Below are 23,824 nucleotides of genomic sequence, written 5' to 3'. Positions count from 1 at the left end.
TAAGATACATAAAAAAATCCTCCAAAAACAAAAGAGGATTTTTTTTATGCCGTTAACTTCCGAATTAATTCACTGAGCAATTTAATTCCGTTAGTCATTTGTTCTGGAGTAGCATATCCATATGATAAACGAATGTACTGATCTGATTCTTCTTCATAAATACGTCCCGGATTTAAAAGAATTCCTTTTGATAGTGCCTCTGAAAATAGTTTTTTCATCGGAATGTTATGTACAACCTTTAGCCATATAAAAAATCCACCACTAGGAATATCCCATGATGCAATATCTGCACAATATTTATTTAAAGCTCGTATCATTATTTGTCTTCGTTCTTTCAGGTGCTTTCTTACGTTTGCTACATGTTCTTCATAAAAACCTTCATTTATCCATTCAGCAGCTACTCTTTGAGATAAAGAGCTGGATCCATAGTCTGTTTGCATTTTTATATCTGACAATCTATCAATAACAGGTTCTGGTCCGATTATCCATCCAATTCTAAGTCCTGGGCTAAGTGTTTTAGAGAGACTACCAATATATAATACATGTCCATGTTTATCCATCGACTTTAAAGGAGCTGGAGGTGATTCATCAAGCCATAACTCTCGGTAAATATCATCCTCGATGATAGGCAATTGCTCTTTTTCACATATTTTTAATATTTCTTTTCTTCGCTCTTTGGACATCAATATCCCCGTTGGATTTTGAAAACAAGGGATTGAATATAAAATATTATTCTTTTGACTATATTTAATTCGTTTTAATAAGTCGTTAGGTAAAATACCGTGATGATCCATTGATATACCGGATAAATTTATATTTGCTGATTGAAAAACATGAAGTGAATATAAGTAAGAAGGTTGTTCAAGTAAAACAGTTGATTTTCTATGTAAAAGACCAATCGATATTAATTGTAAAGCTTGGAGTGCACCAGAGACTATTAATATAGAATCCGGTGATGCATGTATTCCAAATGATTTTACATATTTGCTTATTGCTTCACGTAACGGATAAAAACCTTTTTGTTCTTCGTATCCGAAATAATCTAATTCCTCACTGACGTTTTTTATTATAGATTGCATAGTTTCGAGCGGGAAAAGATGAGGTGCAAGTTCACCTTTACTAAGATGGATAAGCGTTTTATTTGCTTCTGCTTCATTTATTTCTCGCACCATTAACTTACTTGGTTTATGAATACCGGCCTTTACATATTCACTCCAATCGGGCGGGGGATTAGTTGCTAATAATGACCATGTATTATTTGTTACAATTGTTCCTGCTCCGATTTGTCCTTGAATTAAACCATCTGCCATAAGTTCATCTAGCGCATTTATTACAGTACTTCGATTTACATGAAATAATTGTGCTAACTGCCGCTGACTAGGGATTTTACTTCCAATTGGCCATTCTCCGTTTTCAATTTTTTCTTTCATATAGTCTATTATCTGCCGATATTTGGGCACTTTTTTATCGGTTGTCATATAAAAAACTCCTTCGTTAATTTAAAAGATTCAAAGTGGTTGGTTTTTCCGATAAATAACTGGTTGAAGACATTGTATCAACTATTAAATATGATGAAAAGAAATAATTGGTAATTTAAAAATGGTTGGTTTATTAAGGAGGGAGAGAAAACATGCATAATAAAAAATGGGATTTACGCATTATATGTGCTCATGCTTTTACAATTCTTATATGGGGAACTGCTTTTCCAGCAATTCGTCTGGGGCTTGAATCTTATACGCCTGAACACCTTACTTTACTACGCTTATTAATCGCCTCATTTATACTTTTTTTATTTTCATTTATATACAAACTACGACTACCGGATTTAAAGGATATCCCAGCAATTTTTATATTTGGTGCTTTAGGGTTTACTATTTATCACATCGCATTAAATTACGGCGAAAAAACAGTAAATGCTGGATCTGCAAGTTTAATTATTTCAGTCACCCCAATAGTGACGGCAATTCTTGCTTCTGTTTTTTTGAATGACAAAATGAAATTAAATGGTTGGCTTGGTGGTGTAATTAGTTTTGCAGGAATTGCCTTAATTTCATTTAGCCAGGGCGATGCTATTCAATTGAATAGCGGGGGATTATTTATATTATTAGCGGCGATTTCAGAAAGTCTATTTTTCGTTTTCCAAACATCTTACTTAAAAAAATACGGCTTCTTACCATTTACCATATATACAATTTTGTCTAGTACTGTATGTATGCTTATTTTCTTACCCGGAGTTTATCAAGAAATACTAGCAGCTCCTCTTGAAGTTAACTTGAGCGTTATATATTTAGGTGTCTTTCCAACAGTACTCCCGTATATTGCATTGGCCTATATTATATCTCGTGCTGGTGCTTCTGAAGCAACAAGTTCTCTATATTTAACGCCAATAACTGCGTGTTTCATTGCTTGGATATGGTTAGGAGAAGTGCCAACTTTAGTTTCGATAATTGGCGGAGGAATTACTATACTTGGAATTGTGATTGCTCATATACCGGTATTAAAAAAAGAAAAACATAGGAATTTAGCAAATAATCAATCCGTATAATGTAATTCAATAATAATTTTATGATACTTTTTTATATAGTTTCTTTCTTATGTTGATAAATATAATATTTTGTATTTCAGTTAAATATTGTATGTTACATTTTATGTAGTAAGCATTTTAAAAGGAGCTGACAACATAATGAATGGAAAAAGAAAAATTTTCACATGTATTTCTATTGTAGGAATCGGACTAGCTAGTTTTTCTAATTCTAGTTTCGCAGCAAGTGTAACGGACAATTCAATACAAAATTCTATTCCCGTAGTTAATCAACAAGTAGCTGCTGCAAAGGAAATGAAACCATTTCCCCAGCAAGTTAATTATGCAGGTGTTATAAAACCGAATCATGTTACACAGGAAAGTTTAAATGCTTCTGTAAGAAGTTACTACGATAATTGGAAAAAGAAATATTTGAAAAATGATTTATCTTCTTTACCTGGTGGTTATTACGTAAAAGGAGAGATTACAGGTGATGCGGATGGGTTTAAGCCACTTGGAACTTCAGAAGGTCAAGGGTATGGGATGATAATTACAGTATTAATGGCTGGTTATGATTCGAATGCTCAAAAAATCTATGACGGTTTATTTAAAACAGCAAGAACTTTTAAAAGCTCTCAAAATCCTAATTTAATGGGATGGGTTGTCGCAGATAGTAAAAAAGCACAAGGTCATTTTGATTCTGCTACTGATGGGGATTTAGATATTGCGTATTCTCTTCTTCTTGCTCATAAGCAGTGGGGATCTAATGGAACAGTTAATTATTTGAAAGAAGCACAAGACATGATTACAAAAGGTATTAAAGCTAGTAATGTTACAAATAATAACCGACTAAATTTAGGAGATTGGGATTCTAAAAGTTCACTTGATACGAGACCATCTGATTGGATGATGTCACACCTTAGAGCATTTTATGAATTTACAGGTGATAAAACTTGGCTTACTGTTATTAATAATTTGTACGATGTTTATACGCAATTTAGTAATAAGTACTCTCCAAATACAGGACTTATTTCAGATTTCGTTGTAAAAAACCCACCACAACCCGCACCTAAAGACTTCTTAGATGAGTCAGAATATACAAATGCATATTATTATAATGCTAGTCGAGTACCTTTAAGAATTGTAATGGACTATGCGATGTACGGCGAGAAGCGAAGTAAAGTCATTTCTGATAAAGTCTCTTCATGGATTCAAAATAAAACGAATGGAAATCCTTCTAAAATTGTGGATGGTTATCAATTAAATGGATCCAATATTGGTAGTTATCCAACTGCTGTATTTGTTTCACCGTTTATTGCTGCAAGTATAACGAGTAGCAATAATCAAAAGTGGGTAAATAGTGGTTGGGATTGGATGAAGAATAAGAGAGAAAGTTATTTTAGTGATAGTTATAATTTATTAACTATGTTATTTATTACAGGAAATTGGTGGAAGCCTGTACCTGATGATAAAAAAACACAAAATCTAATAAATGATGCAATTTATGAAGGATACGATAATTAATTAAATTTGAGAATGGTTACTGAAGAAAGGAATTAGCATTCGCTAGTTCCTTTTTAATGTTTTGTAAAACATTATCCATTCTAAAATTCGCATAGATATACTTGCTTTTTTCATATACATAGTTATTGATGACTCTATGTTTTTATGAAGGGAGAGTATTTCTTGGAAAAAGTATTATTTTTCGGAGACCCAGGTATTGATGACTCATTTGCCATTATGTATGGTTTACTGCATCCCGAAATTGAAATTGTCGGTATTGTAACCGGATACGGAAATGTTGAGCATATACATGCTGCACATAATGCAGCGTATATTTTACAGTTAGCAAATAGACAAGACATTCCTGTCATTAGTGGTGCAACAAAACCACTTACAGAAGAAATCACTACGTACTATCCTGAAATTCACGGAGCAGAAGGATTAGGGCCCATCCATGTTCCAGAAAATATATTATCTATTCCAATATATAATTTCGGCAGTATTGCTGCGATTCTTATAAAGTACGGAAAAGATTTAACGATTGTTGATGTAGGAAGATCTACCTCGTTAGCAATTGCTTTTAATTTATGGAGTGACTTAATGCTGAATGTAAAAGGAATCTATTTCATGGGTGGTGTCTTTTTAGAAGTAGGAAATGTAACACCATTAGCGGAGGCAAACGTGTATGGAGATCCTATAGCAAGTAAAATTGTTTTCCATCAAGCAAAGAATTTATTAATATTCCCTTTAAATGTAACAAACAAAGCTGTGTTAACACCAAATGTATTTAACTATATTCAAGCTAATACAAAGAATCCATTTCATATGATAATGAAACCCATGTATGATTACTATCTATCCGCATACCAAAAGCTTAATCCATCTATCGAAGGACCTTTGCTACATGATGTGGTTGCAATAAGTGGATTAGTAAATCCAAGTTTTTTTGAATTTGTGCATCGTACAGTAAATGTAGATACATACGGAGATACGAAAGGACAAACATTTGCTGATCTTCGCCCTAGCTCTATATCTGATGGAGCACATATAGCACTAGAAATAGATGAACAAAAATTCATTCAAGATTTTATAAAAATCATGTTATAAGTTGCTGTCGAAAAAGGGAATTATTTCACTACGTTGAATATAAACATACATCCTCTATATAAGGGAGCTTACAATATTGAATGTCCAGTTAAAGGTTGTTACGAGAGAAAATTGGGAAGAGGCATTAAAGCTACAAGTTAAAGGAAATCAGTTGAAATTTGTTCCATCCGTAGCAGTTTCGCTTGCTAAAGTATATATAAAACCAGATGGTGACAATGTAGAGTACATACCATTCGCTATATACGATGGTGACCTTATGGTTGGTTTTGTTATGCATGCTGTTGTAATAGAGACATCGGATATGTATTGGATTAACGGATTTATTATTGATCAATCGCAGCAAGGTAATGGTTATGGAAAAGCAGCATTACAAGAAAGTATTGATATAATAAAAAATACTTTTAAATCGTGTAAAGAAATAAGATTAACCGTACATAAAGATAATATCTCTGCAAAGAAATTATATGAACGATATGGTTTCATATCATTAGGACAGGAGTATGATGGTGAGCAAGTATACCGTTTATTTGTTTAACTATTAAGAAGTAAAGGTGTGAAATGAAATATGCAATTTACTGAAGTGAAAATTGAAGTGTTCATTCCTGAAGAATATATTGAAACATTAAGGGATGAATTAAATAAAATTGGAGCATGTAAAACGGGCGAATATGACCATTGTCTTTCCTATAGTTCAGTGAAAGGATATTGGAGACCTTTAGAAGAGGCATCTCCTTTTAATGGAGAAATTGGTCAAATATGCGAAGGACAAGAATGTAAAGTTGAAATAAAGTGTAAACGAGAACTTGTAAAAGATGCTCTTGAAGTTATTAATGATATTCATCCGTATGAAACACCTATGATTTATATTATACCAATACTAAATGACTATTTTGAGAAACTATACATTAAATAACTAGGAGGAATATCAATTGAAAAGTAAATTTCATCATATTGTACGAGCAGTCATGATAAAAGATGAAAAATTATTAGTTGCTGAATATATCGGCCATCATTATTTTTTACCTGGTGGCCATGTTGAAATTGGAGAATCAGCAGAGAATGCATTAAAAAGAGAGTTAAGAGAAGAACTTGGAGTAAACTGTAGTATACAACAATTTTTAGGCGTCATAGAAAATCAATGGCAAGATAAAGAAGTTCTTCATCATGAAATTAACCACATTTTTGAAGTAGAGTCACAAGATTTACATACGGATTTAACACCGAAATCTAGCGAGTCTCATTTAGCATTTCACTGGATAGCTTATAATAAAGAAGCCTTAAATCATTATGAAATCATGCCAATGCCTTTAGTAAAGGAATTACTAGAAAGTAAGTTAAATGATGAACTCCTAAATTGTTGGATTAGTAATTTTTAAATCACTTTATTTATAGTAAATACGTCCATCGAATGAATATAAAGAAAATAGGCTAAAAAACAAGGTACATCACCTAGTGTAAGTTCATATTTTGTTGATGTACGCATTTAGTCTATAGTCTTGTTTCTACTTTGTTTACAAGAATTTATTAACTTTAATATTTGGACGGAATTTACATTTATAAATGGAGGGGTTCGTAATGAATCAGTTTCAACATGAACTACAAACATTAAACCTTAATGATTATCAAACTGGCAATGTTGTGTATTGGGATCAACAACAAAGTCAATATCCATACTATTACATTCAAGACGATGCACGTCGTTGCGGCGGATGTGGCGGTTGTGGTGGACGTTGCGGTGGATGTGGCGGTAGATGTGGTGGTTGTGCAGGTCGTTGCGGCGGATGTATAGGATGCGCAGGATGTTTCAGTTGCTTTAATTGCTGGAACTGGTGGATTATTTAAGTATAGAAAATCCAAGTTATTTTATATGAAAGAAAGGTGTAAAAACTATTTTGCACTTTTCTTTCATGTTGTAATTTTCGAACGTATTAAGGGGGATTTATTTGTATACATATGATAAGTTGAATTCTTGGATAGAGAATATAAAAGAAAAAAATCATAGTTCTGCTACAGCACTTTGTATTATAAAAGATAATAAAATCGTACTAGAGCATTATAGTGGTTATCACTCAAATACATCTACAAGCAAGAAAGTAACAGCATCTTCACAATTTAACGTTACTTCTGCTAGAAAATAGCGTATGCGCTTTATGAGGGGAAAATAAACTCTATTGATGATGAAGCGATAAAATATTTTAAAGACTTTGATCCTGCATTGCTTAGTAAAACGACGATAAGACATTTAGTAACACATTCGCACGGATTAGAAGAAACGAATGACAGGACAATTTTTCGTGAATTTGCACCGGGACAATCATGGGCGTATAGAGATATTAATGTAAGAATGATGACACGTCTTATTTATCAGCTATATAACAAAAGTTTTCCTGAATTGTTAAAGGAGCATGTGTTTAAACCTGCTAATTTTCAAGAAACAGGTTGGAGAGTTCAGCGAGATGAAAATTTAGTTGACGTTGTTAATGATCCAAATGAAGACGCAATTAGTGAAATTGGTACGGTAGATGACGGTATTGAAAAAAATTTATTTGTCTCAACTAGAGAATTTGCGCAGTGGGGCAATCTTCATTTAAATCAAGGTATGATAGATGATAAACAAATTGTTCCAAAAGAAGTTATAAAAATCGCTACATAAACAAAGAGCTACCACAAAATGGGGTGTTTTGGTTCATCCAAAATGAGCCTGCACAATTAAGCGAACTTGGTGAACGTATTCCAAAAGGGTCGTATCAAATATTAGGGATTACTGGACCGACTATTTTAGTAATACCTGAATATAATGTAGTTGTTGCAAAAATGTATAATAAAAGATATAACTACGGTGGTGATAATTACTTATATTATTTACGTGAATTTAGTAATTTAGTCGCTGATACATTTAGTAACGGTAATAGGGCATAATTACTCCTATAACAAAAAGGAGTGATTGAAAATGAAAGATAAAGTGAACAAAAATAAAAAGCAAAATATAAAAGATGTAAATACAGAGCAAAATGCAATTTATAGCGATCCTAAAGATGCAGCTAATATGCAAACTGTACCGCAGCCGAAAGATTTTGATGAAATCGAATATTAATTTTTCATCCGACTATATGATGAATGAAAAATACGTCTTAAGTCTCATAACATTTAAGAAATTATTTGATAACATATATACATAAGCATTTGAAAATGTCTTATCTTAACAAACCTTTCTTTAGAAATATCTGATATAACCTGCAAAAGACACTTCTTTATGAAGTGTCTTTTTGTGTATATGAACTTAATTACCATTTTCCGTACAGTATCTTGTAATTTATGATGGATATACTAACTGTGAAAATTCATGTCAAGATAAAAGAAGGGGACAGTTAGTATGAAACAAAGTTCTATAAATCCGTTACTAATTGTTCTAGGTACAATCATTGTTCAAATTGGCCTTGGAACAATTTATACATGGAGTTTATTTAATCAACCCCTTGTAAGTAAGTTTGGATGGAATCTTAATTCAGTAGCGATAACTTTCTCCATAACTAGTTTTTCTTTATCATTCTCAACTTTATTTGCAGCCAAGTTGCAGAAAAAATTAGGCCTTCGGAAACTTATTGCTACTGCAGGAATTGTTTTAGGACTCGGCTTAATACTTAGTTCACAAATTTCTTCCTTACCACTATTATATTTATTAGCTGGTGTCGTTGTTGGTTATGCGGATGGAACAGCTTATATTACATCACTATCTAATTTAATTAAATGGTTTCCAAATCGGAAAGGGCTTATTTCAGGTATATCTGTATCAGCGTATGGAATGGGCAGCTTAATCTTTAGATATATAAACGGAAATCTTATCGATAACCTTGGTGTATCACAAGCATTCTTATATTGGGGTATTATCGTGTTACTTTTAGTGTTAATCGGATCGTTCTTCTTACGTGAGGCAATTGTAAGTAATGCTGTAACTGAAACATTACACAATGACTATACTCCGCGTGAAATGATGCGAACGAAACAAGTATATCTGCTATTTTTTATGTTATTCACCTCGTGTATGGGTGGTTTGTATTTAATCAGTATGGTAAAAGATATCGGCGTACAACTTGTTGGACTTAGCGCAGCAACCGCTGCAAACGCCGTTGCTATGATTGCAATCTTTAATACAGTAGGTAGAATCATTCTTGGGACGTTATCAGATAAAATCGGGCGAATCAAAATTGTCTCTGCAACGTTTATTATTATAGGATTGTCAGTCTTTACTTTAAGTTTTATTCCGCTAAATTACGGAATCTATTTTGCTTGTGTAGCAAGTGTCGCCTTTTGCTTCGGCGGTAATATAACTATATTCCCAGCTATTGTCGGAGATTTCTTTGGATTAAAAAACCATAGTACAAATTATGGGATTGTCTACCAAGGTTTCGGATTTGGTGCGCTTGCAGGATCATTCATTGGAGCGATACTTGGAGGATTTCAACCAACTTTCATTATAATTGGTGTTTTAAGTGTTATTTCCTTCATTATTTCAATATTAATCCGTCCACCAACTGCAGAGAAGACAAAGGAACTAAAACATCTACATCGGAAAGTGGCGTAATACTAAAAAGAGTCCTAATATAGGGCTCTTTTTAGTACAAAACATTTTTTGTGTAGAGAGAATAGGGTTATTTAATTTAAAATGAAATGAGTAGCAGATACTTAGAATATTCATATTGTTTTATGAAGGAACTAACATGTTGCTAAAAACATTTAGAAAATTACAGTTAACCAACTTTGTGATGGAACGTGCACTTCATTCATAGACCATTATTTTCTTATAAGTTTACAATGAAAGTAGTTGGCTTTTATTGATTACAACCATAATTTCTTCTGTTGTGGCATTCGCTACAACAAATATTGATGACATTTTTATACTACTTGTTTTATTTTCACAAGTAAGAACAGAAGTAATTAGGAAAGAAGGAAGAGCTGTCCGCGAAAAAGCTACGAGAAAAAAACTTTATATTGTTATTGGACAATATTTAGGATTTAGTATGATTATTTTTCTAAGTATCATTGGGTCTTTAAGCTCTTTTTTCATTCCTGTTTCGTGGATTGGGTTATTAGGATTAGTGCCAATTTATATGGGGGTTAAAGGACTATTGTCACTTCGTTCTTATAAAAGTAATGAAGTTATCGATAACGTTACTGTTTCATTATTTAAAGTAGCTTCAATTACATTAGCTAATGGAGCTGACAATATTTCGATTTATATACCAATGTTTGCTAGTCAAACTCTTGAAACAAATATCGTTACATTAGTTATCTTTTTTTCCATGATAGCGATATGGTGTTTTATTAGCTACAAATTGATAAAAGCTCCTATACTAGCTAAAGTACTTGAGGAAAACTGTCATATTATTGTTCCAATTGTTCTAATTGGTTTAGGAATGTTCATTCTTTTTCGTAGTGGTACAATTGGACTATTCTCCTAAGGTGTTGAAATAACGGAAGTTTTCATAAAAAAGAATTGAACAATTTTAATATTTTTTGAGCAATTATATTCATTGAGATTAATTAGATTCTACACAACGTATATAAGTCTTATTACAGATGAAATGTAGTAGGGCTTTTTTTATTTTAGTGAAATGAAACAATTGTATTAGTCATCTACGACTATTATTTAGACAGGAGATTAGAATTATGAAATTGAATAGCTATCGAAAAGGAGTGTGACACTTAAAATGAAAATAGTACAGCAGTGGGTACAAGAAGATAGTGATTACATAAGAGAGAGAGTGATTGAATACAATCAAAAATATCTTGCAGATGAAGAAAAAACCCCTTCAGAGAAGGTTAGTTTCATAGTAAGAAATGAAAAAGAAGAAATAGTAGGTGGGGTAACAGCAATAACTTTTTGGCACCATGTCCACGTTGACTTTCTATGGGTTTCTGAAGAATATAGGCATGAAGGTTACGGAAGCAAGTTAATAAAGCTTATTGAAGAATTTGCAATTGAAAAAGGGTGTAGGTTAATTAATTTAGATACTTTTAGTTTCCAAGCTCCTGATTTTTATAAGAAACATGGATATAAAGTAATTGGAGTAAGTGAAGATCATCCGAAAGGACACAATCGATACTATTTAGAAAAAAGGTTATAAAGTATATAGAATTCAAAAATGAATCAATTAGAGCATAAAGAGCGTACATTGAATAATCAATGCACGCTCTTTTTTATTTTGTAATGAAGGACTATCGATTAATTAACTTTGCTAAGAGCAGATAAATGAAATACTCAATTAACTTTTTTATATTTTAAAACGAATAAATGGTAGAATGTAACAAAGATAGAAAATTCCCATTATTAGAGGTGGACTTAGATGAAAAAAGTAAATGTTACATATGCACTTTTATACGATAAAACAAACGAAAAGATCTTAATGGTAAAAAACAAAGGGGAAAATGGTTCTTATTATACATTACCAGGTGGCGCAGTTAAATTAGGAGAAACGTTAGAAGAAGCAGTAATTCGAGAAGTAAAAGAAGAAACAGGGTTACATATAAATGTAAACGGGATTTGTTCTATCAGCGAAGCCTTTTTTGAGGAAAGAGATCATCATGCAATTTTCTTTAATTTTCTAGGCGAAATAATCGGCGGGGAGACATATATATCAAGGCCAAAAGAAATCGAAGAGATTACTTGGATGGAATTACATATAGCAGCTCCATATTTACGCATACCAGAACATTTACTAGATTTATTACAAAGGAAAGAAACAGTACCGTACTTTTTTAACGGAACAATCGTTCATCAATCTTCATAAAAATATTATCTCATGTAAGGTGGGGAAAACATGGAGTTCATCGTTAATCACAAACAATTTACTCAAGCACTTTCAGAAGTTAACAAAGCGATATCAACAAAATCTTTAATTCCTATATTAACTGGTATAAAAATAACTGCAGATCAATCTGGAATTACTTTAATTGCAAGTAACTCGAATATTTTTATCGAAAAATTCATTCCTGTTTCAATTGAAGACGAAAAGATTGCAACTATTTTAAAGGCAGGAACTATTGTTGTACCTGCAAAGTATTTCATTGAAATAATAAAGAAAATGCCAAGTGATATAGCAATAAAAAGTAAGAATGAGCAAATTATTAAGATACAATCAGAAGAAATCACATTAAGTTTAAATGGATTTCCTGCAGATGAGTTTCCGAATGTACCGCTTATAGACAATCATGCAGAAATCAAGATAGAGACAGAGCAATTGATTGAAGTATTTAAACAAACAGTCTTTGCGGTAGCGAAAAATGAATCTAGACCTGTTCTTACTGGGGTGCATATAGAGTTATCTAATAATAAGTTTATTTGTGCTGCAACTGACTCACATAGACTAGCGATACGTGAAGCGCGACTTTCCTCAGATGTAAAAGCAAATTGTATTGTACCAAGCGCAACCATTAGTGAACTTCTAAAATTAATGAACAGCAATTCGGAATTCGTATATATCTACCTTTCAGAGAGTCATATTATATTTACGCTCGGAACAACTACATTATATTCAAGACTAATTGAAGGGAAATATCCTAATATTTCTAACCTTATTCCAAATGACTTTAAAACTATTATTAACATAGATAGAAAAAAGATATTACAAGGTGTAGACCGATCAAGTTTATTAGCAAGTGAATGGGCCAATAACAATGTTAACTTAGAAATCATAAACGAATCTACAATTAAAATTTCTTCAAACGCTTCTCAAATTGGGCAAATATCCGAAACGCAACAAATAGATGCGATTCAAGGTGAAAAACAATTAAATATATCTTTCGATGGGCGTTTTATGGTTGATGCTTTAAGAGCAATAAAAGAAGAAACGATTACTTTAAGCTTTGGCGGTTCTATGAGACCGATATTGATTGAAGCAGGAGAGCAATCTGCAGCAGTACATCTTATATCACCAGTAAGAGCTTATTAGGGATAGAGGAAGGGATTACATTATGTACAAGCAGACTTTTGTTTTATGAAATCATAAATTAATACATTATAAGAATGATGTATTAGTATAGCAAACAGTTTACTAATTCCTACATAATATAATTCATAGACAAAGCAGCAATGGTAATCTGAAATACAAAGCAAAATAATAATAACCTAAATATAAAAGCCATAGATTAATCGATATGGGGTGAGTACGATGAAGAAAATAATTGTTTTACTCATTGGTATAGTTTTAATTATTTTTGCTTTTTATCAATACAACAAAAAAGACTATGCAGCTAAAAGTGCTAACTTGTATGTAGAAGACTTTAAAGGGGCAAATGATTCAATAAAAATACAATCTGCTATTAATAAAGCAGCGTCTAGTAAAATAAAAACCGTATTGCTTGATGATAAAAAGTATAAAATCACGTCACCAATCACTGTTAAAAAAGGTGTGAAATTATTATTTGGTTATGGATCACAATTTGTAGTTGAGGGAAACTTTAGAGTTCTAGAACTAGAGAAAAACGCATCCATTGAAGGAGCGTATATAGCTATTGACGATCCTAAATTCAACTCTGAAGTTATTTATTTAGACGGTAAAAATAAATATTATAACACTTGGAACAAAACACAAATAAAAGATATAAATATTATTAATTGGACGGAAACGAATAAAGGTACCGGAATTTCTTTATACTCTGCTGGAAAAGAAAATGAAATTTCGTTTATTAACTTCGAAAACATTAAAATTGTAGGAATGGAAACCGGACTAAAATTAGTAGCAAAAAAACCGAGCACCGGACAAGCTTGGATAAATGCCAATCGTTTTATGAACTTTTCTTTAGAAGACTGTGTAAATATGATTTATATGGATAGTCAAGTAACTACGCCAAATGAAATTAGTGGGAATCAATTTGCCAATCTTCAAATACAGCCTTCAAATAAAACAAAAAGCATTATACAGGTAAGTGGTCAGCATAATGAATTTCATGGGATGGTGTGGGATTTAAATAAAATAAAACATGAAAACGAACTCATTGAACTGACTGATAAGAGTATGAATACAGTGGTTGAAATGTCCAGTGTACCAGCAAATAGAGTTTTAGATAGTGGGAAATCCAATATTGTGAAATAAGTTTAAATACAGAAAAAAGAGCGAATTCTTTATAAGAGAATTCGCTCTTTTTATATTTTAAAATTAAATTTCCTTCCACCAAGCTGACGAAGGATAATTTGTAGATTTCAACGTAATAGATTCGCCAATTTGAGGCGTTGTAATTTTAACACCTAAACGGTTGGCTTCTTTCGTAACACGTTCTATCGGGTCACTCCATTCGTGTAATGCTAACGTAAAAGCACCCCAGTGAATTGGAAGAAGTAATCCTCCTTTAACATCAATATGAGCTTGTACAGTTTCTTCAGGCAACATATGAATAGCAGACCACCTCGAATCATATTGCCCGCATTCCATTAATGTAAGATCGAATGGACCGTATTTATCACCAATTTCCTTAAAGTGAGGGGCATAACCGCTATCACCACTAAAGAAAATTTTAGTCTCTTGACCAAGAATAAGCCATGAACACCATAATGAACGATCTCTATCTGTCATACCACGTCCCGAGAAATGCCTTGCAGGCGCACATACTAACTTAATATTATCAAACGTAATTTCTTCCCACCAATTATGCTCACTAATTTTACTAGGCGAAACACCCCATTTAATAAGATATTGTGCAACTCCAGTTAGAACATAAAAGTGCTTTGCGCGATCTTTTAATTGCATAATACTTTTGTAATTCAAATGATCATAGTGATTATGAGAAATGATAATCGCATCAATTTCTTGAAGGTCATCACGTTCTAAAGAAAAAGCACCACTATAGCGTTTACTATTAAACAAAGGAAATGGGGAAGAGGCATCTCCAAACATAGGGTCTAATAACAGTTTTTTACCTTCTATTTTCAAAAGAGAAGCAGAATGGCCAAACCATGTAACACTCTCTAACGGTTCATTATCTTTATTTGATAAAACGATAGGCAAACCCTTTATAGGACGCAGATTTGATTTTATTTTAAAGTAATCCGTCATTAAACTTATAATATCTTTCGGTTTAAAACTCATATCAGTATGAATTTGATTTGTATATTTCTTATTCATTCGTTCTCCTTTTTACGATTAACAATTTACGCATGTTGTTATTGTAGCTATTTGTAGTTTAAACTATATTATTTTACCTTTCATCTAAAATGCCTTGTATTTCATAAATCCGTCAAATTCATTATTTGTATCTATAAAGTACAAATCGCATAGCAGCAGCTAAGACAAATATTAAGTACATGTAAATTGTTTTTATTTAGTAAATTCCTTCTTATACGCAACAAAGAACATATGTTTCGTTGTATGTTATAGAAGAAAATATGTCTCTAATAAAAGAAAGGAAGGAGAGGATGTAAGTGCACATAGAGCGAAAAAAGAAATCAAAATGTAAACTATCAAAATCTGAAATCATGCATTTGTATACTGAAGGGAAGAGCACCTCGGAAATCGCTATGCTTGCTAATGTGTCTGCAAGGTATATTCGTATGGTTTTATCAGACAATAACGTACCAAGGCGCGCTATAGGGAGTTGGAAGAGAAAGTATGACATAACAGAAGATTATTTTAAAACGTGGTCAAATAACATGGCTTATATTTTAGGGTTTATAGCGGCAGATGGTGTTATACAGAAAGAAAATCAATGTGTCAGTATATCTCAAAAAGAAAGTTATATTTTAGAAGATATAAAAAAAGAACTAAAAACAAACCAGCCACTTTATCAAAACAAAAAAACAGGCGTATATATGCTAAATATTAATAGCAAAACAATAAAAGACGACCTTATGAACATACACGGAATTATGCCATGTAAATCATTTAACATTGAATTTCCTATAGTACAAGAAGAATATTTACATCATTTTGTTCGTGGATATTTTGATGGGGATGGTTACGTCAAGTATGAAACTTATACAGTTAATTTCGTAGGTGGATCATATAACTTTATGAATTCTTTACATCAAATTCTTCAAAATCGCAATTTACGAGCCGATTTACTAAATCAAAACAAACATTATCGCGTTATTTTAGCTGGAAGAAAATCAATACAACTATTTTCAAATTGGATTTATAAAGACAAAGATATTTATTTGCATAGAAAATATGAAGTGTTTCAGAAAGAAAGTCTGAGTTTAGATCAATTACAAGATCGAAAATTAAAACAAACTCAAACTGCCGTTAAACAAAGAAAACAAAATTTCCTTGAAGAATATATGAAAAATAAATGTAATACTACAACTTGTTCAAATTTAGAAATAAGCGAATCGGCTTTCAAACGTTGGCTAAAAAATGATAATCAATTTAAAAGAGATTATGAAAAGATTAATTTAACAATGTCCACTAGCGATAACTAAATATAAAATCCTAAAAATCCACCAGCAAGTTCAGCTGTAGAAGTTAGAAAGTTAATTAACGATAACTTTTTAATTGAAATCGAAGCAATTGCTGTAGCAAACTAATTTTAAAAACTTATTATGAATCATATCCATGCAATTCGGTTAATGCGTTCGGTTAAAACGAATTGCATTTTTTATTGTCTTAAATATAATTTATATCTGGAGACATTTTCATCAACAACTTATAAAACAAACAACTAAACAATCCATCACACAGAATGATTAAAAAGAACGAGGGGAGGCTAATCACAAAAACAAACTTACATATAATAAGTTTGTTATTTAAAGTTAGTTAACATAATATATATTATAGGCAGTTATAGAAACAAAGCAATATCAGGTATCAAAACCCAAGTAAACTATACTTAATGAGACGAAACAGAGATTTTTAGTGAGATTTACATGAAATCTTATCTAAACAAATTTCTTCAGTTTTTATCGTTTTTATTTGTTATAAATTCATCACAGCAAATCTTAATCAATAATCGCTTAAGATTTAACGAATTAAAAACATTTTTGATTGGCAAGAAATTTTTATACAGAAAAATTATTTCTATACAAAATATAAATTAGTAATTTTATTTTATGTTTTACTTAATGAATTTATTGCTATTTGCACATGTTTTACAACTTTACATTATTTGTTGTTATTTCTGTTATTTAGACTTGACTTTCATTACAATCATTGTTTTTTTATTCTAGTTAACATAACGCTTATTTTTAACATAAAAAAATCCTCCTCACCTTCAGGAAGATTTTTTGTTTGCTATTATTTTATTTATATCTTCTAGTAACAATCCCAATTGTAAATGACATTGGAAAAATCTAGATTTAACAAATCTTCCTTACGTATAAAGAAATTAGCAACCCCAGAATCGCCCCACATAATATTTAATGAATCGTCTGTATCGATTTGCAGCAATAATATGTCATGTTGCTGGTATTTTTCTTCCCATTCTCTCGGATCTGTCTGTGTGAAAAATGGATATCCACCAATTTTATGTCCTTGATCTTTACATAAATCATCATACAGTTCGCCTAATTCTGTATTATTTTCTTCATCAACAATTTCTTCCCAATCAATGTTATCACTTAAAATCATTTCAAATCGATAATCTCTTGGTGTTACTGGTTGATATGCCAACTCAAACTTTAGTTTTGCTGCTTCGGGTATGATAAAATTCTCTAAATCTAAAGTGTTTAAATAACTAAAATCAGTAATCACCTTAGTTAAATCCGCTGTGATTGTAGAATGATAAACAATTCGAAAGTCTTTTTGGCTTGTGGGATGATCAAAATCTGCTCCAAAAAGATCTTCTTCAGCACTTATGAAAAACTGTAACATTCCATGTTGAGGCATATGTTCAATGTTTGGTATTTCTTCAAGGTTTAACTGCGCAAGTAGCATCATAGGTTGTCCGTTTGAGTCTTTAGGATGCTCTTGATCTATAGGTAAATACGGATATCCACCAAACTTACTTTCAAAAAGCGTTGTTTCAGCTAATGTTCCAGACACTTTAACATACGGTTTCACACTTTCTTCTAAAATACTACGATACTGTTCTAGTTCTTTCGGAATTTGAAGTTGATACGTATTCTTCACTATATTTGCCTCCCTTTAGTAATGAATTGAAAATGCCTAACTTAATTATATAGTAAGCGATAGCTTAATTGAAAATCGTTAAAAATCCATTTTCACCCTCATTTTTTGCGCGCTTGGTGGACAAAGTAGATTATGTTCTAAAACCTTTTTATTAATAGTTCGAATTAAGTCCGCTGCTTCTGCAGTATTTGTATTTTCTTTTAGTTTTTCTTTTAAATCATCAATTTCTTTTGAAAGCTCAATCCACCTAGGTAAAACATGATTATTTGCTAAAGTTCTATAAAGTTGCTTTTCAGGATTGTAAGAAAGATCTTTATCAAGATTAAGAGGTTTCCCTTTACCAGGTAAATTATCAAAAGCTCCTTTCTGTTCTGCTTGTTTAACGATAGAACTAATATGATCCTCATACGTATAAGACCAAACTTTCTCATCTTTTACTAAAATCTCTTGTTTTTTTAGTTTTTTATCTAGTTCTTCTTGATTCATAGATTCTCTCTCCTTTTTATTTTCTAATGTCGTTTTTGTAAATTCTAATGCCCTTAATCCATCGAATAGCTTTTCTCGCCACCATACGCTATCATGTCCGCCTTGAAACTCTTCGTAAGTGGTTTTGGCGTTTCATTTCTTCTAAAGCTTTATATAGCCGTCTATTAGCCGTTAAAAGAGGTTCGTTTTCGAGTTCACCTACTGCTATGTAAGAATGTAGATGAGTCGCATTAGAATATATTAATGAAATTTGATTTTCAATCCAAGGAATTGTATTTTCATAATTATCCTTTTTCCAATGTACGGATCCAGACAGTGACAACACATTTCCGAAAATATGTGGATTTTGAAGTGCTGCATAAAAAGCTGCTAAGCCACCAAGACTGAAACCAGCAATTGTTGTATGATTCTTTTCTTGATAAACGTGATACTTAGCTTGAATCCACGGAAGTAATTCCTTCGTTAAAAATGCATTCATTTTATCGTTATAAGTTAGCTCTTCTAATCGATCGACAGGATCTATAGCAACAGCAATACACGATGGGATTTCTTTTTCGTAAATTAAATAATTAAGTGTTTTTGTGATTGAAAGGTCATTAATGAATGAATTCCCATCAAATACAATGAGAAGTTCTTGAAGAATAGTACGTTGAAATAAAACTCTTATCCGTCCTAAACGTTACATACCAAATATCTGTCTGTAACAATCGTTGTAATTGATTTACAGACAAATCCCAACCAGGAAAACTACCGAATACATAAACGTTTTCAGTGTTTTAATCCCCTAACCATATATACGTTATAAGCTTATACTGATTATCTGCAGGGCATTGTTCTATTAGTGGCGTGTGATTTGACTTTATTTCATGCAAAAAAGTATAAAGAGCTTTTTCGTTTCCATTCTTTAATTGATTTTTAAGCTTCTCTAACTTAGGACTGATTATTGTAGTCACCTCTCTTCATCCTTTGTAGTATTCTATATGTAGTTTTTTTCATTAGAATCCCTATATAAAAGTAGTCGTAAGTTATTTGTTTAGCGAAGTTATTTATTAGAAAAATAATCAATTGCCTGAATAGAAAGTTCTAATGATTTTATTCTTCTTTCTAAAAGCGTTCTTTGAGGACTCCCAAGCTTTGACTTAACGTAAATCTTTTCAATTGATGGAAGCAAACCAATTAGAACATTACGAGCTTCTGCTAAATCTTCCTGAGTATAATGATGAGTTTCTTGCTTCCAAACACTTTCTAACATAGCTAAGCCGATACTAGCTGCTTTGAGTCTTTTTTTCACTAAAGTAGTATTTGATCCTTTTTGAGTCATCTGTGATAAGGCATTTTCAAGTTTACTAATTGTTGACTGTAAAGATTTTATTGATTCTACTTTATCTATATTTGATACGTTTTTCATGTTAATGTTATCCCTTCTACGTTGCTAACTTGTTTTGTTTAATGTTTAATGAAATCCTTAAAAGCTTGATTTCACTCGAAATATTTTAACATAAATAACTAACTGTATTCGAGTTGGACAATAACTTAAAGTAAAACAGCTATTCCTCTCTCCTCCCCTGCATCATTCTATTATATGTTCTTCTTTCTTCTCATTAGAATTCCTATATAAACTAGTTGTTAATATTGAATGTTTTATGAACAAAAAAACGTACAAGTAATGTAACCTGTACGTTTTCGCTTTTATTCAGTAAGGTAATAAAGTAATAGCTTCCTGGTCTTCTCATAACTTATGAAATCTCTATACAAAATGGGATAATTCACAATTTCTGTTTCTAGAAAACGATATTGCGGAAACCACTCGAAAAACGATTTTCTTAACCACTTTATTTGTTGAAACGTAATGTTCTGTTCGTTTCCATTTAGTACAGAATTTAAAGTAGCTGCTGTATACATCCAATAATGATTAAAATCAGCGTTTATACAGTCATCTTCGGTAAATTTACTTTTTAAGTCTCGCTGCAATTTTGCTGTAACACGATAAGGAAACGGTTTATGAAGTGGAATATGCATTTTCTGCAATTCCTTAAAAATAATTTATTTTCCTAACTTCAACTTTCTCCTCCTTTATTTCTCTATCCAATTTAATAAGTTTTCATAATGATATTGAGCATCGATATACCCAAGATTATATAGATTAACGAGCTTTTCCTTATTTCTTTCTATTCCGCTTATAGGAAGCTGTACACTTGGTTGAATTACATAAAAATTATCTTTTTGTTCTTCTCGATTCATATAAGATATCGTCTCATTATAAAAACGATAATGGTCTACTAAATTCTCTGCGATTTTCGGATATTTTCTATATAAAATTTTAGCCAGGCCTGAAAATTTATTTCGCTGCTTCTCATATCCTTCTGGCTTTGTCATAATGACAACGTTCTTTCCATAACCATCCTTTTGGGCTTTCAAAACTGGTATAGGGTCTATAATCCCTCCATCTAATAATTTTCGATTATTATATTCTACAGCAGGTGCTATAAACGGCACAGAGCTAGATGCACGAATGATTTTTAAAATATCATTTCCGTGTTCTGCTTTATTATAATAAATGGCTTGTCCTGATTCGCAATCAGTCGTCCCTATAACAAACTGTTCATTACAGTTTAAGAAAGTTTGAAAATCAAATGGTACAATTTTATTAGGTACTTCATCAAATAAAAAATCCATTCCGAATAATTCACGTTTTCGAATTAAGTTTCGATAAGATATATACCTGTAATCTGATACTAGCTCTGTATTTACTTTCTTATTTCTACCTTTTTGACGTGACAAATAGGTTGCTCCCATACAGGCTCCAGCTGATACGCCGACTACATACGGAAAGAATAAGTTCTTTTCCATGAAATATTCGAGTACACCTGCAGTATATAAACCTTTCATTCCTCCACCCTCTAATACTAAACCAATATTCTTCATGCTATATCCCTCTGCTTCTTTTTTCTTAATTTCATATTAGCATAAGATTTTAAGATGAGGTTATATAAACTAATTACAACAATAACCAGAAACTACTAAAGTAATGTCATAATATCTTTGTGAGTAACATGTTACAATATAAGTAATTCATTCCACATATATTAAAGGAGGAATTTAATATGGGTTTATTTAGCGGTATTTTAGGAAATGCATCAAATACGAGTTCTGAAAGTGTAGAACGTGATTTAGAGAAGATTATGCTAGACGATGAAAAAGTAGAGCATGCTTATAAATTAATTCGTGATCTAATCGTATTTACAAATCGTCGTCTTATTTTAGTAGATAAACAAGGAGTAACTGGCAAAAAAACAGAATACCATTCTATTCCTTATAAAAGTATTACACAATATAGCATCGAAACGGCTGGGCATTTTGATTTAGATGCAGAACTTAAAATTTGGGTGTCTAGTATGGAGGATCCAATTACGAAAGAATTTAAAGGTGACGATAGTATTTTAAGCATTCAAAAAGCGTTAGTAACCTTTACGGCCAAGTAGTGGTTTTTGTATTTTTATTCATTTTTAAAATTACTAACCCGAGTATTTTGGAAGAACATACATTATTTTTGTATATTTAATCTAAAATAATATAAAAAGGTAAAGCGTATTTTATATGCTTTACCTTTCTTTTTTGTAATAAATAAGTGTAGTTTCATCATTTAATTTCTTTATAACTTCTGTTCTTTTATACTCCATCTTTTCATACAAAAAACAATTTTTCTCTTCTTCTAAAATAGTAGCAAGTTCCCAGCTCGTTGCTTCAGGAAACATTTCCTCAATTAATGTAAGTACCTTTTGGGCAATTCCTTTTCCTTGATAACTCGGGTGAATAAACATTGGACTGATCCAAAATTTAGAGGGTGTTTCTTTTTGTGAAATGCATATCGCTCCAACAAGATTCATTGCCACTATTATTTTATAGAAGCCACCGTCTACATGATTTATTCTACAAATAGTTTTTTCGATAGTTTCATTTGCTGGATTTGTTTCATAGTCTTTATATTTATGTAATAAAGGGCTAAATGAGTCTATTTGCATTTGAAATATAACTTCTGCATCACTTTCTGTCGCCTTCTCTAATGTAATCTCCATGTTACCAATTAAGTCGCTTTCTTAACGAGGTAATATGAGCGGTATGATGACGACCATGCCATGCGTATAGTCCTATTGCAACAGCAAGTTTTGTTTCACCAGTTTCAGGATGGTTAAATGTCTTTTCTAAATCTTCAATTTCTAGAGAATATAAAAGGTTAACCCATCTTTTATGTAATGAATCTAGCATTACTAGTGAAACATCTACCGGTAATTTTGAATCGGGTAACTCTGCCCACTTCTCTTCTTTATACGGCTTAATAGTTGGATTCTTTTCTGTCAGTGCTAATTTAAAGCGTATGTAGCTATTCATATGGCTATCAACAACGTGATGAACAACTTGACGGACAGTCCACCCTCCAACGCGATATGGTGTATCTAACTGCTTCTGATCTAAATCTTTAATTGCCTTTGTTAGTTCATGAGGTAAATCTTCAATTTCTTGAATCCATGTATCAATCATTTCTTCAGTTATAGGACGTTTGTATGTAAATTGGCCAATTGGATAACGTAAATCATTCATGAATAAGTCCTCCTTATTATAAGCGCGAAGTATTTCTCCAAATATAGTGTACAAACTTCACATGTTCTCCATTTAATTCTACAGATGTTATATCTGATTCGTTTTGATAAGAAGAAAATCCGCTTTTTTCTAGTACAATTTGTGATGCGAGATTATTAGTAGTTGTTTTAGCATGAACTTCAGTAATTTCATTATTTTTCGCTACATCTAAAATTAATTTTACGGCTGCTGTAGCAACTCCTTTTTTAGTAAATTTTTCTCCGACCCGATACCCTAGAGAACTAATTCGAGTTTCCGTATCTATATCTACTAAATTAATTCGCCCTACAATTTCTTTTTCTTCATTACGAATTAAATAAAAATAAGAATCTCCATCTGCTTGTTCTATTAATAAATCGTCTAGTAGTTTTTGGAAATATTCAAATTCAAAATATTTTGAGCCACGATTTGGTACCATTGTTTCAAAAAAAGATTTATTCGTAAGTTCAAACGTAAATAAATCCTTAGCATCTTGTTTCTTTAGTTGCTCTATGTATATTTCCATCCCGTATTC

26 protein-coding genes and 3 pseudogenes are annotated in these 23,824 nt (G+C 31.7%); 18 read left to right on the top strand and 11 right to left on the bottom strand.

What is annotated here, in order from left to right; genetic code table 11:
• Positions 1-44: 44 nt before the first annotated feature.
• Positions 45-1,478: an efflux pump transcription regulator NorG gene (gene norG / locus DN400_RS16925; RefSeq protein WP_000205601.1), complete on the bottom strand. Its 1,434-nt coding sequence runs from the start codon at positions 1,476-1,478 to the stop codon at positions 45-47.
• 152 nt (positions 1,479-1,630) lie between these two features.
• Between norG and DN400_RS16920 the strand changes: the two genes are divergently transcribed.
• The 15 genes and pseudogenes from DN400_RS16920 to DN400_RS16855 all read left to right on the top strand — a co-directional run bounded on the left by DN400_RS16920 (position 1,631) and on the right by DN400_RS16855 (position 14,223).
• On the top strand, positions 1,631-2,545 hold the full coding sequence (locus DN400_RS16920; RefSeq protein WP_147801769.1) for a DMT family transporter: 915 nt from the start codon (positions 1,631-1,633) through the stop codon (positions 2,543-2,545).
• 138 nt (positions 2,546-2,683) lie between these two features.
• Positions 2,684-4,045 (top strand): family 8 glycosyl hydrolase, encoded by a 1,362-nt coding sequence (locus DN400_RS16915; RefSeq protein WP_016122599.1) that lies wholly within the window; start codon positions 2,684-2,686, stop codon positions 4,043-4,045.
• 162 nt (positions 4,046-4,207) lie between these two features.
• The gene (locus tag DN400_RS16910; protein ID WP_147801768.1) at positions 4,208-5,131 is read left to right on the top strand and encodes a nucleoside hydrolase; all 924 of its coding nucleotides are present in this window, start codon (positions 4,208-4,210) and stop codon (positions 5,129-5,131) included.
• Between the two features lie 76 nt (positions 5,132-5,207).
• Positions 5,208-5,666 carry a GNAT family N-acetyltransferase gene (locus DN400_RS16905; RefSeq protein ID WP_001102684.1) on the top strand — a complete coding sequence of 153 codons (459 nt, stop codon included), beginning with the start codon at positions 5,208-5,210 and terminating at the stop codon, positions 5,664-5,666.
• A gap of 30 nt (positions 5,667-5,696) precedes the next feature.
• Positions 5,697-6,044 carry a divalent cation tolerance protein CutA gene (gene cutA / locus DN400_RS16900; protein WP_001160791.1) on the top strand — a complete coding sequence of 116 codons (348 nt, stop codon included), beginning with the start codon at positions 5,697-5,699 and terminating at the stop codon, positions 6,042-6,044.
• A 16-nt stretch (positions 6,045-6,060) separates the two neighbouring features.
• Positions 6,061-6,507 carry an NUDIX domain-containing protein gene (locus DN400_RS16895; RefSeq protein ID WP_000836831.1) on the top strand — a complete coding sequence of 149 codons (447 nt, stop codon included), beginning with the start codon at positions 6,061-6,063 and terminating at the stop codon, positions 6,505-6,507.
• Between the two features lie 199 nt (positions 6,508-6,706).
• Positions 6,707-6,973, top strand: coding sequence for a heterocycloanthracin/sonorensin family bacteriocin (locus DN400_RS16890; RefSeq protein WP_147801767.1), 267 nt, complete (start codon positions 6,707-6,709; stop codon positions 6,971-6,973).
• 101 nt (positions 6,974-7,074) lie between these two features.
• Positions 7,075-8,050, top strand: a pseudogene (locus DN400_RS16885) (serine hydrolase domain-containing protein).
• 31 nt (positions 8,051-8,081) lie between these two features.
• A complete protein-coding gene (locus DN400_RS29520) occupies positions 8,082-8,225 on the top strand; it encodes a hypothetical protein (RefSeq protein ID WP_000653680.1) in 144 nt (47 codons plus the stop codon).
• Positions 8,226-8,504: 279 nt separating this feature from the next.
• Positions 8,505-9,713: an L-lactate MFS transporter gene (locus tag DN400_RS16880; RefSeq protein WP_097912731.1), complete on the top strand. Its 1,209-nt coding sequence runs from the start codon at positions 8,505-8,507 to the stop codon at positions 9,711-9,713.
• Positions 9,714-9,963: 250 nt separating this feature from the next.
• Positions 9,964-10,590 (top strand): cadmium resistance transporter, encoded by a 627-nt coding sequence (locus tag DN400_RS16875; RefSeq protein WP_000633410.1) that lies wholly within the window; start codon positions 9,964-9,966, stop codon positions 10,588-10,590.
• 249 nt (positions 10,591-10,839) lie between these two features.
• The gene (locus DN400_RS16870; RefSeq protein ID WP_097853357.1) at positions 10,840-11,256 is read left to right on the top strand and encodes a GNAT family N-acetyltransferase; all 417 of its coding nucleotides are present in this window, start codon (positions 10,840-10,842) and stop codon (positions 11,254-11,256) included.
• Positions 11,257-11,475: 219 nt separating this feature from the next.
• Positions 11,476-11,919 (top strand): NUDIX hydrolase, encoded by a 444-nt coding sequence (locus DN400_RS16865; protein WP_029442479.1) that lies wholly within the window; start codon positions 11,476-11,478, stop codon positions 11,917-11,919.
• A gap of 30 nt (positions 11,920-11,949) precedes the next feature.
• Positions 11,950-13,080, top strand: a complete 1,131-nt coding sequence (gene dnaN / locus DN400_RS16860; RefSeq protein WP_147801766.1) for a DNA polymerase III subunit beta — start codon at positions 11,950-11,952, stop codon at positions 13,078-13,080.
• A gap of 219 nt (positions 13,081-13,299) precedes the next feature.
• Entirely contained in the window at positions 13,300-14,223 is a 924-nt protein-coding gene (locus DN400_RS16855) for a hypothetical protein (protein ID WP_098014939.1), read from the top strand.
• Between the two features lie 63 nt (positions 14,224-14,286).
• Here the strand turns inward: DN400_RS16855 and DN400_RS16850 are convergent, their stop codons facing one another.
• Entirely contained in the window at positions 14,287-15,249 is a 963-nt protein-coding gene (locus tag DN400_RS16850; protein WP_147801765.1) for an MBL fold metallo-hydrolase, read from the bottom strand.
• Positions 15,250-15,545: 296 nt separating this feature from the next.
• On the opposite strand from DN400_RS16850, the gene DN400_RS16845 reads away from it, so the two are divergent.
• The gene (locus DN400_RS16845) at positions 15,546-16,541 is read left to right on the top strand and encodes an LAGLIDADG family homing endonuclease (protein ID WP_097997485.1); all 996 of its coding nucleotides are present in this window, start codon (positions 15,546-15,548) and stop codon (positions 16,539-16,541) included.
• 12 nt (positions 16,542-16,553) lie between these two features.
• Positions 16,554-16,646 (top strand): annotated as a pseudogene (locus DN400_RS30295) (RidA family protein); the annotation flags it as partial.
• Positions 16,647-17,370: 724 nt separating this feature from the next.
• On the opposite strand, the gene DN400_RS16840 reads toward DN400_RS30295, so the two are convergent.
• From DN400_RS16840 to DN400_RS16815, 6 genes and pseudogenes are all read right to left on the bottom strand, one after another.
• On the bottom strand, positions 17,371-18,186 hold the full coding sequence (locus DN400_RS16840) for a YwqG family protein (RefSeq protein WP_098236990.1): 816 nt from the start codon (positions 18,184-18,186) through the stop codon (positions 17,371-17,373).
• 78 nt (positions 18,187-18,264) lie between these two features.
• Complete coding sequence (locus DN400_RS29905; RefSeq protein ID WP_001987779.1) at positions 18,265-18,672, bottom strand: DnaJ family domain-containing protein; 408 nt, start codon at positions 18,670-18,672, stop codon at positions 18,265-18,267.
• 24 nt (positions 18,673-18,696) lie between these two features.
• Positions 18,697-19,625 (bottom strand): annotated as a pseudogene (locus DN400_RS29900) (alpha/beta hydrolase); the annotation flags it as partial.
• Positions 19,626-19,714: 89 nt separating this feature from the next.
• A complete protein-coding gene (locus DN400_RS16825; protein ID WP_000800305.1) occupies positions 19,715-20,080 on the bottom strand; it encodes a hypothetical protein in 366 nt (121 codons plus the stop codon).
• A gap of 281 nt (positions 20,081-20,361) precedes the next feature.
• A complete protein-coding gene (locus DN400_RS16820; protein WP_255290416.1) occupies positions 20,362-20,715 on the bottom strand; it encodes a YxiJ-like family protein in 354 nt (117 codons plus the stop codon).
• Positions 20,716-20,745: 30 nt separating this feature from the next.
• Positions 20,746-21,597: a patatin-like phospholipase family protein gene (locus tag DN400_RS16815; RefSeq protein ID WP_098256176.1), complete on the bottom strand. Its 852-nt coding sequence runs from the start codon at positions 21,595-21,597 to the stop codon at positions 20,746-20,748.
• A 179-nt stretch (positions 21,598-21,776) separates the two neighbouring features.
• Here DN400_RS16815 and DN400_RS16810 point away from each other — a divergent pair, with 179 nt between their 5' ends.
• Positions 21,777-22,154 (top strand): PH domain-containing protein, encoded by a 378-nt coding sequence (locus DN400_RS16810; protein ID WP_043938415.1) that lies wholly within the window; start codon positions 21,777-21,779, stop codon positions 22,152-22,154.
• A 120-nt stretch (positions 22,155-22,274) separates the two neighbouring features.
• Here the strand turns inward: DN400_RS16810 and DN400_RS16805 are convergent, their stop codons facing one another.
• Genes DN400_RS16805 through DN400_RS16795 form a run of 3 tightly spaced genes read right to left on the bottom strand, consistent with a single transcriptional unit; the run spans position 22,275 to position 23,815 of the window.
• Positions 22,275-22,748 carry a GNAT family N-acetyltransferase gene (locus tag DN400_RS16805; protein WP_000406643.1) on the bottom strand — a complete coding sequence of 158 codons (474 nt, stop codon included), beginning with the start codon at positions 22,746-22,748 and terminating at the stop codon, positions 22,275-22,277.
• Position 22,749: 1 nt separating this feature from the next.
• Positions 22,750-23,271, bottom strand: coding sequence for a YfiT family bacillithiol transferase (locus DN400_RS16800; protein ID WP_000999062.1), 522 nt, complete (start codon positions 23,269-23,271; stop codon positions 22,750-22,752).
• A gap of 16 nt (positions 23,272-23,287) precedes the next feature.
• Entirely contained in the window at positions 23,288-23,815 is a 528-nt protein-coding gene (locus DN400_RS16795) for a GNAT family N-acetyltransferase (RefSeq protein WP_000409243.1), read from the bottom strand.
• Positions 23,816-23,824: the final 9 nt, after the last annotated feature.

The sequence above is a fragment of the Bacillus sp. AR8-1 genome (assembly GCF_008042345.1).
Lineage (GTDB): Bacteria > Bacillota > Bacilli > Bacillales > Bacillaceae_G > Bacillus_A > Bacillus_A cereus.
Note: the sequence above shows the minus strand (reverse complement) of the source record. Positions and strands in the feature narration are given on the sequence as shown.

Coding starts and splice junctions, on each gene's coding strand:
- norG (WP_000205601.1), bottom strand. CDS start 1,478: ATGACAACCGATAAAAAAGTGCCCAAATATCGGCAGATAATAGACTAT.
- DN400_RS16920 (WP_147801769.1), top strand. CDS start 1,631: ATGCATAATAAAAAATGGGATTTACGCATTATATGTGCTCATGCTTTT.
- DN400_RS16915 (WP_016122599.1), top strand. CDS start 2,684: ATGAATGGAAAAAGAAAAATTTTCACATGTATTTCTATTGTAGGAATC.
- cutA (WP_001160791.1), top strand. CDS start 5,697: ATGCAATTTACTGAAGTGAAAATTGAAGTGTTCATTCCTGAAGAATAT.
- DN400_RS16890 (WP_147801767.1), top strand. CDS start 6,707: ATGAATCAGTTTCAACATGAACTACAAACATTAAACCTTAATGATTAT.
- DN400_RS29520 (WP_000653680.1), top strand. CDS start 8,082: ATGAAAGATAAAGTGAACAAAAATAAAAAGCAAAATATAAAAGATGTA.
- DN400_RS16880 (WP_097912731.1), top strand. CDS start 8,505: ATGAAACAAAGTTCTATAAATCCGTTACTAATTGTTCTAGGTACAATC.
- DN400_RS16870 (WP_097853357.1), top strand. CDS start 10,840: ATGAAAATAGTACAGCAGTGGGTACAAGAAGATAGTGATTACATAAGA.
- DN400_RS16865 (WP_029442479.1), top strand. CDS start 11,476: ATGAAAAAAGTAAATGTTACATATGCACTTTTATACGATAAAACAAAC.
- dnaN (WP_147801766.1), top strand. CDS start 11,950: ATGGAGTTCATCGTTAATCACAAACAATTTACTCAAGCACTTTCAGAA.
- DN400_RS16855 (WP_098014939.1), top strand. CDS start 13,300: ATGAAGAAAATAATTGTTTTACTCATTGGTATAGTTTTAATTATTTTT.
- DN400_RS16850 (WP_147801765.1), bottom strand. CDS start 15,249: ATGAATAAGAAATATACAAATCAAATTCATACTGATATGAGTTTTAAA.
- DN400_RS29905 (WP_001987779.1), bottom strand. CDS start 18,672: ATGAATCAAGAAGAACTAGATAAAAAACTAAAAAAACAAGAGATTTTA.
- DN400_RS16825 (WP_000800305.1), bottom strand. CDS start 20,080: ATGAAAAACGTATCAAATATAGATAAAGTAGAATCAATAAAATCTTTA.
- DN400_RS16815 (WP_098256176.1), bottom strand. CDS start 21,597: ATGAAGAATATTGGTTTAGTATTAGAGGGTGGAGGAATGAAAGGTTTA.
- DN400_RS16810 (WP_043938415.1), top strand. CDS start 21,777: ATGGGTTTATTTAGCGGTATTTTAGGAAATGCATCAAATACGAGTTCT.
- DN400_RS16805 (WP_000406643.1), bottom strand. CDS start 22,748: ATGGAGATTACATTAGAGAAGGCGACAGAAAGTGATGCAGAAGTTATA.
- DN400_RS16800 (WP_000999062.1), bottom strand. CDS start 23,271: ATGAATGATTTACGTTATCCAATTGGCCAATTTACATACAAACGTCCT.
- DN400_RS16795 (WP_000409243.1), bottom strand. CDS start 23,815: ATGGAAATATACATAGAGCAACTAAAGAAACAAGATGCTAAGGATTTA.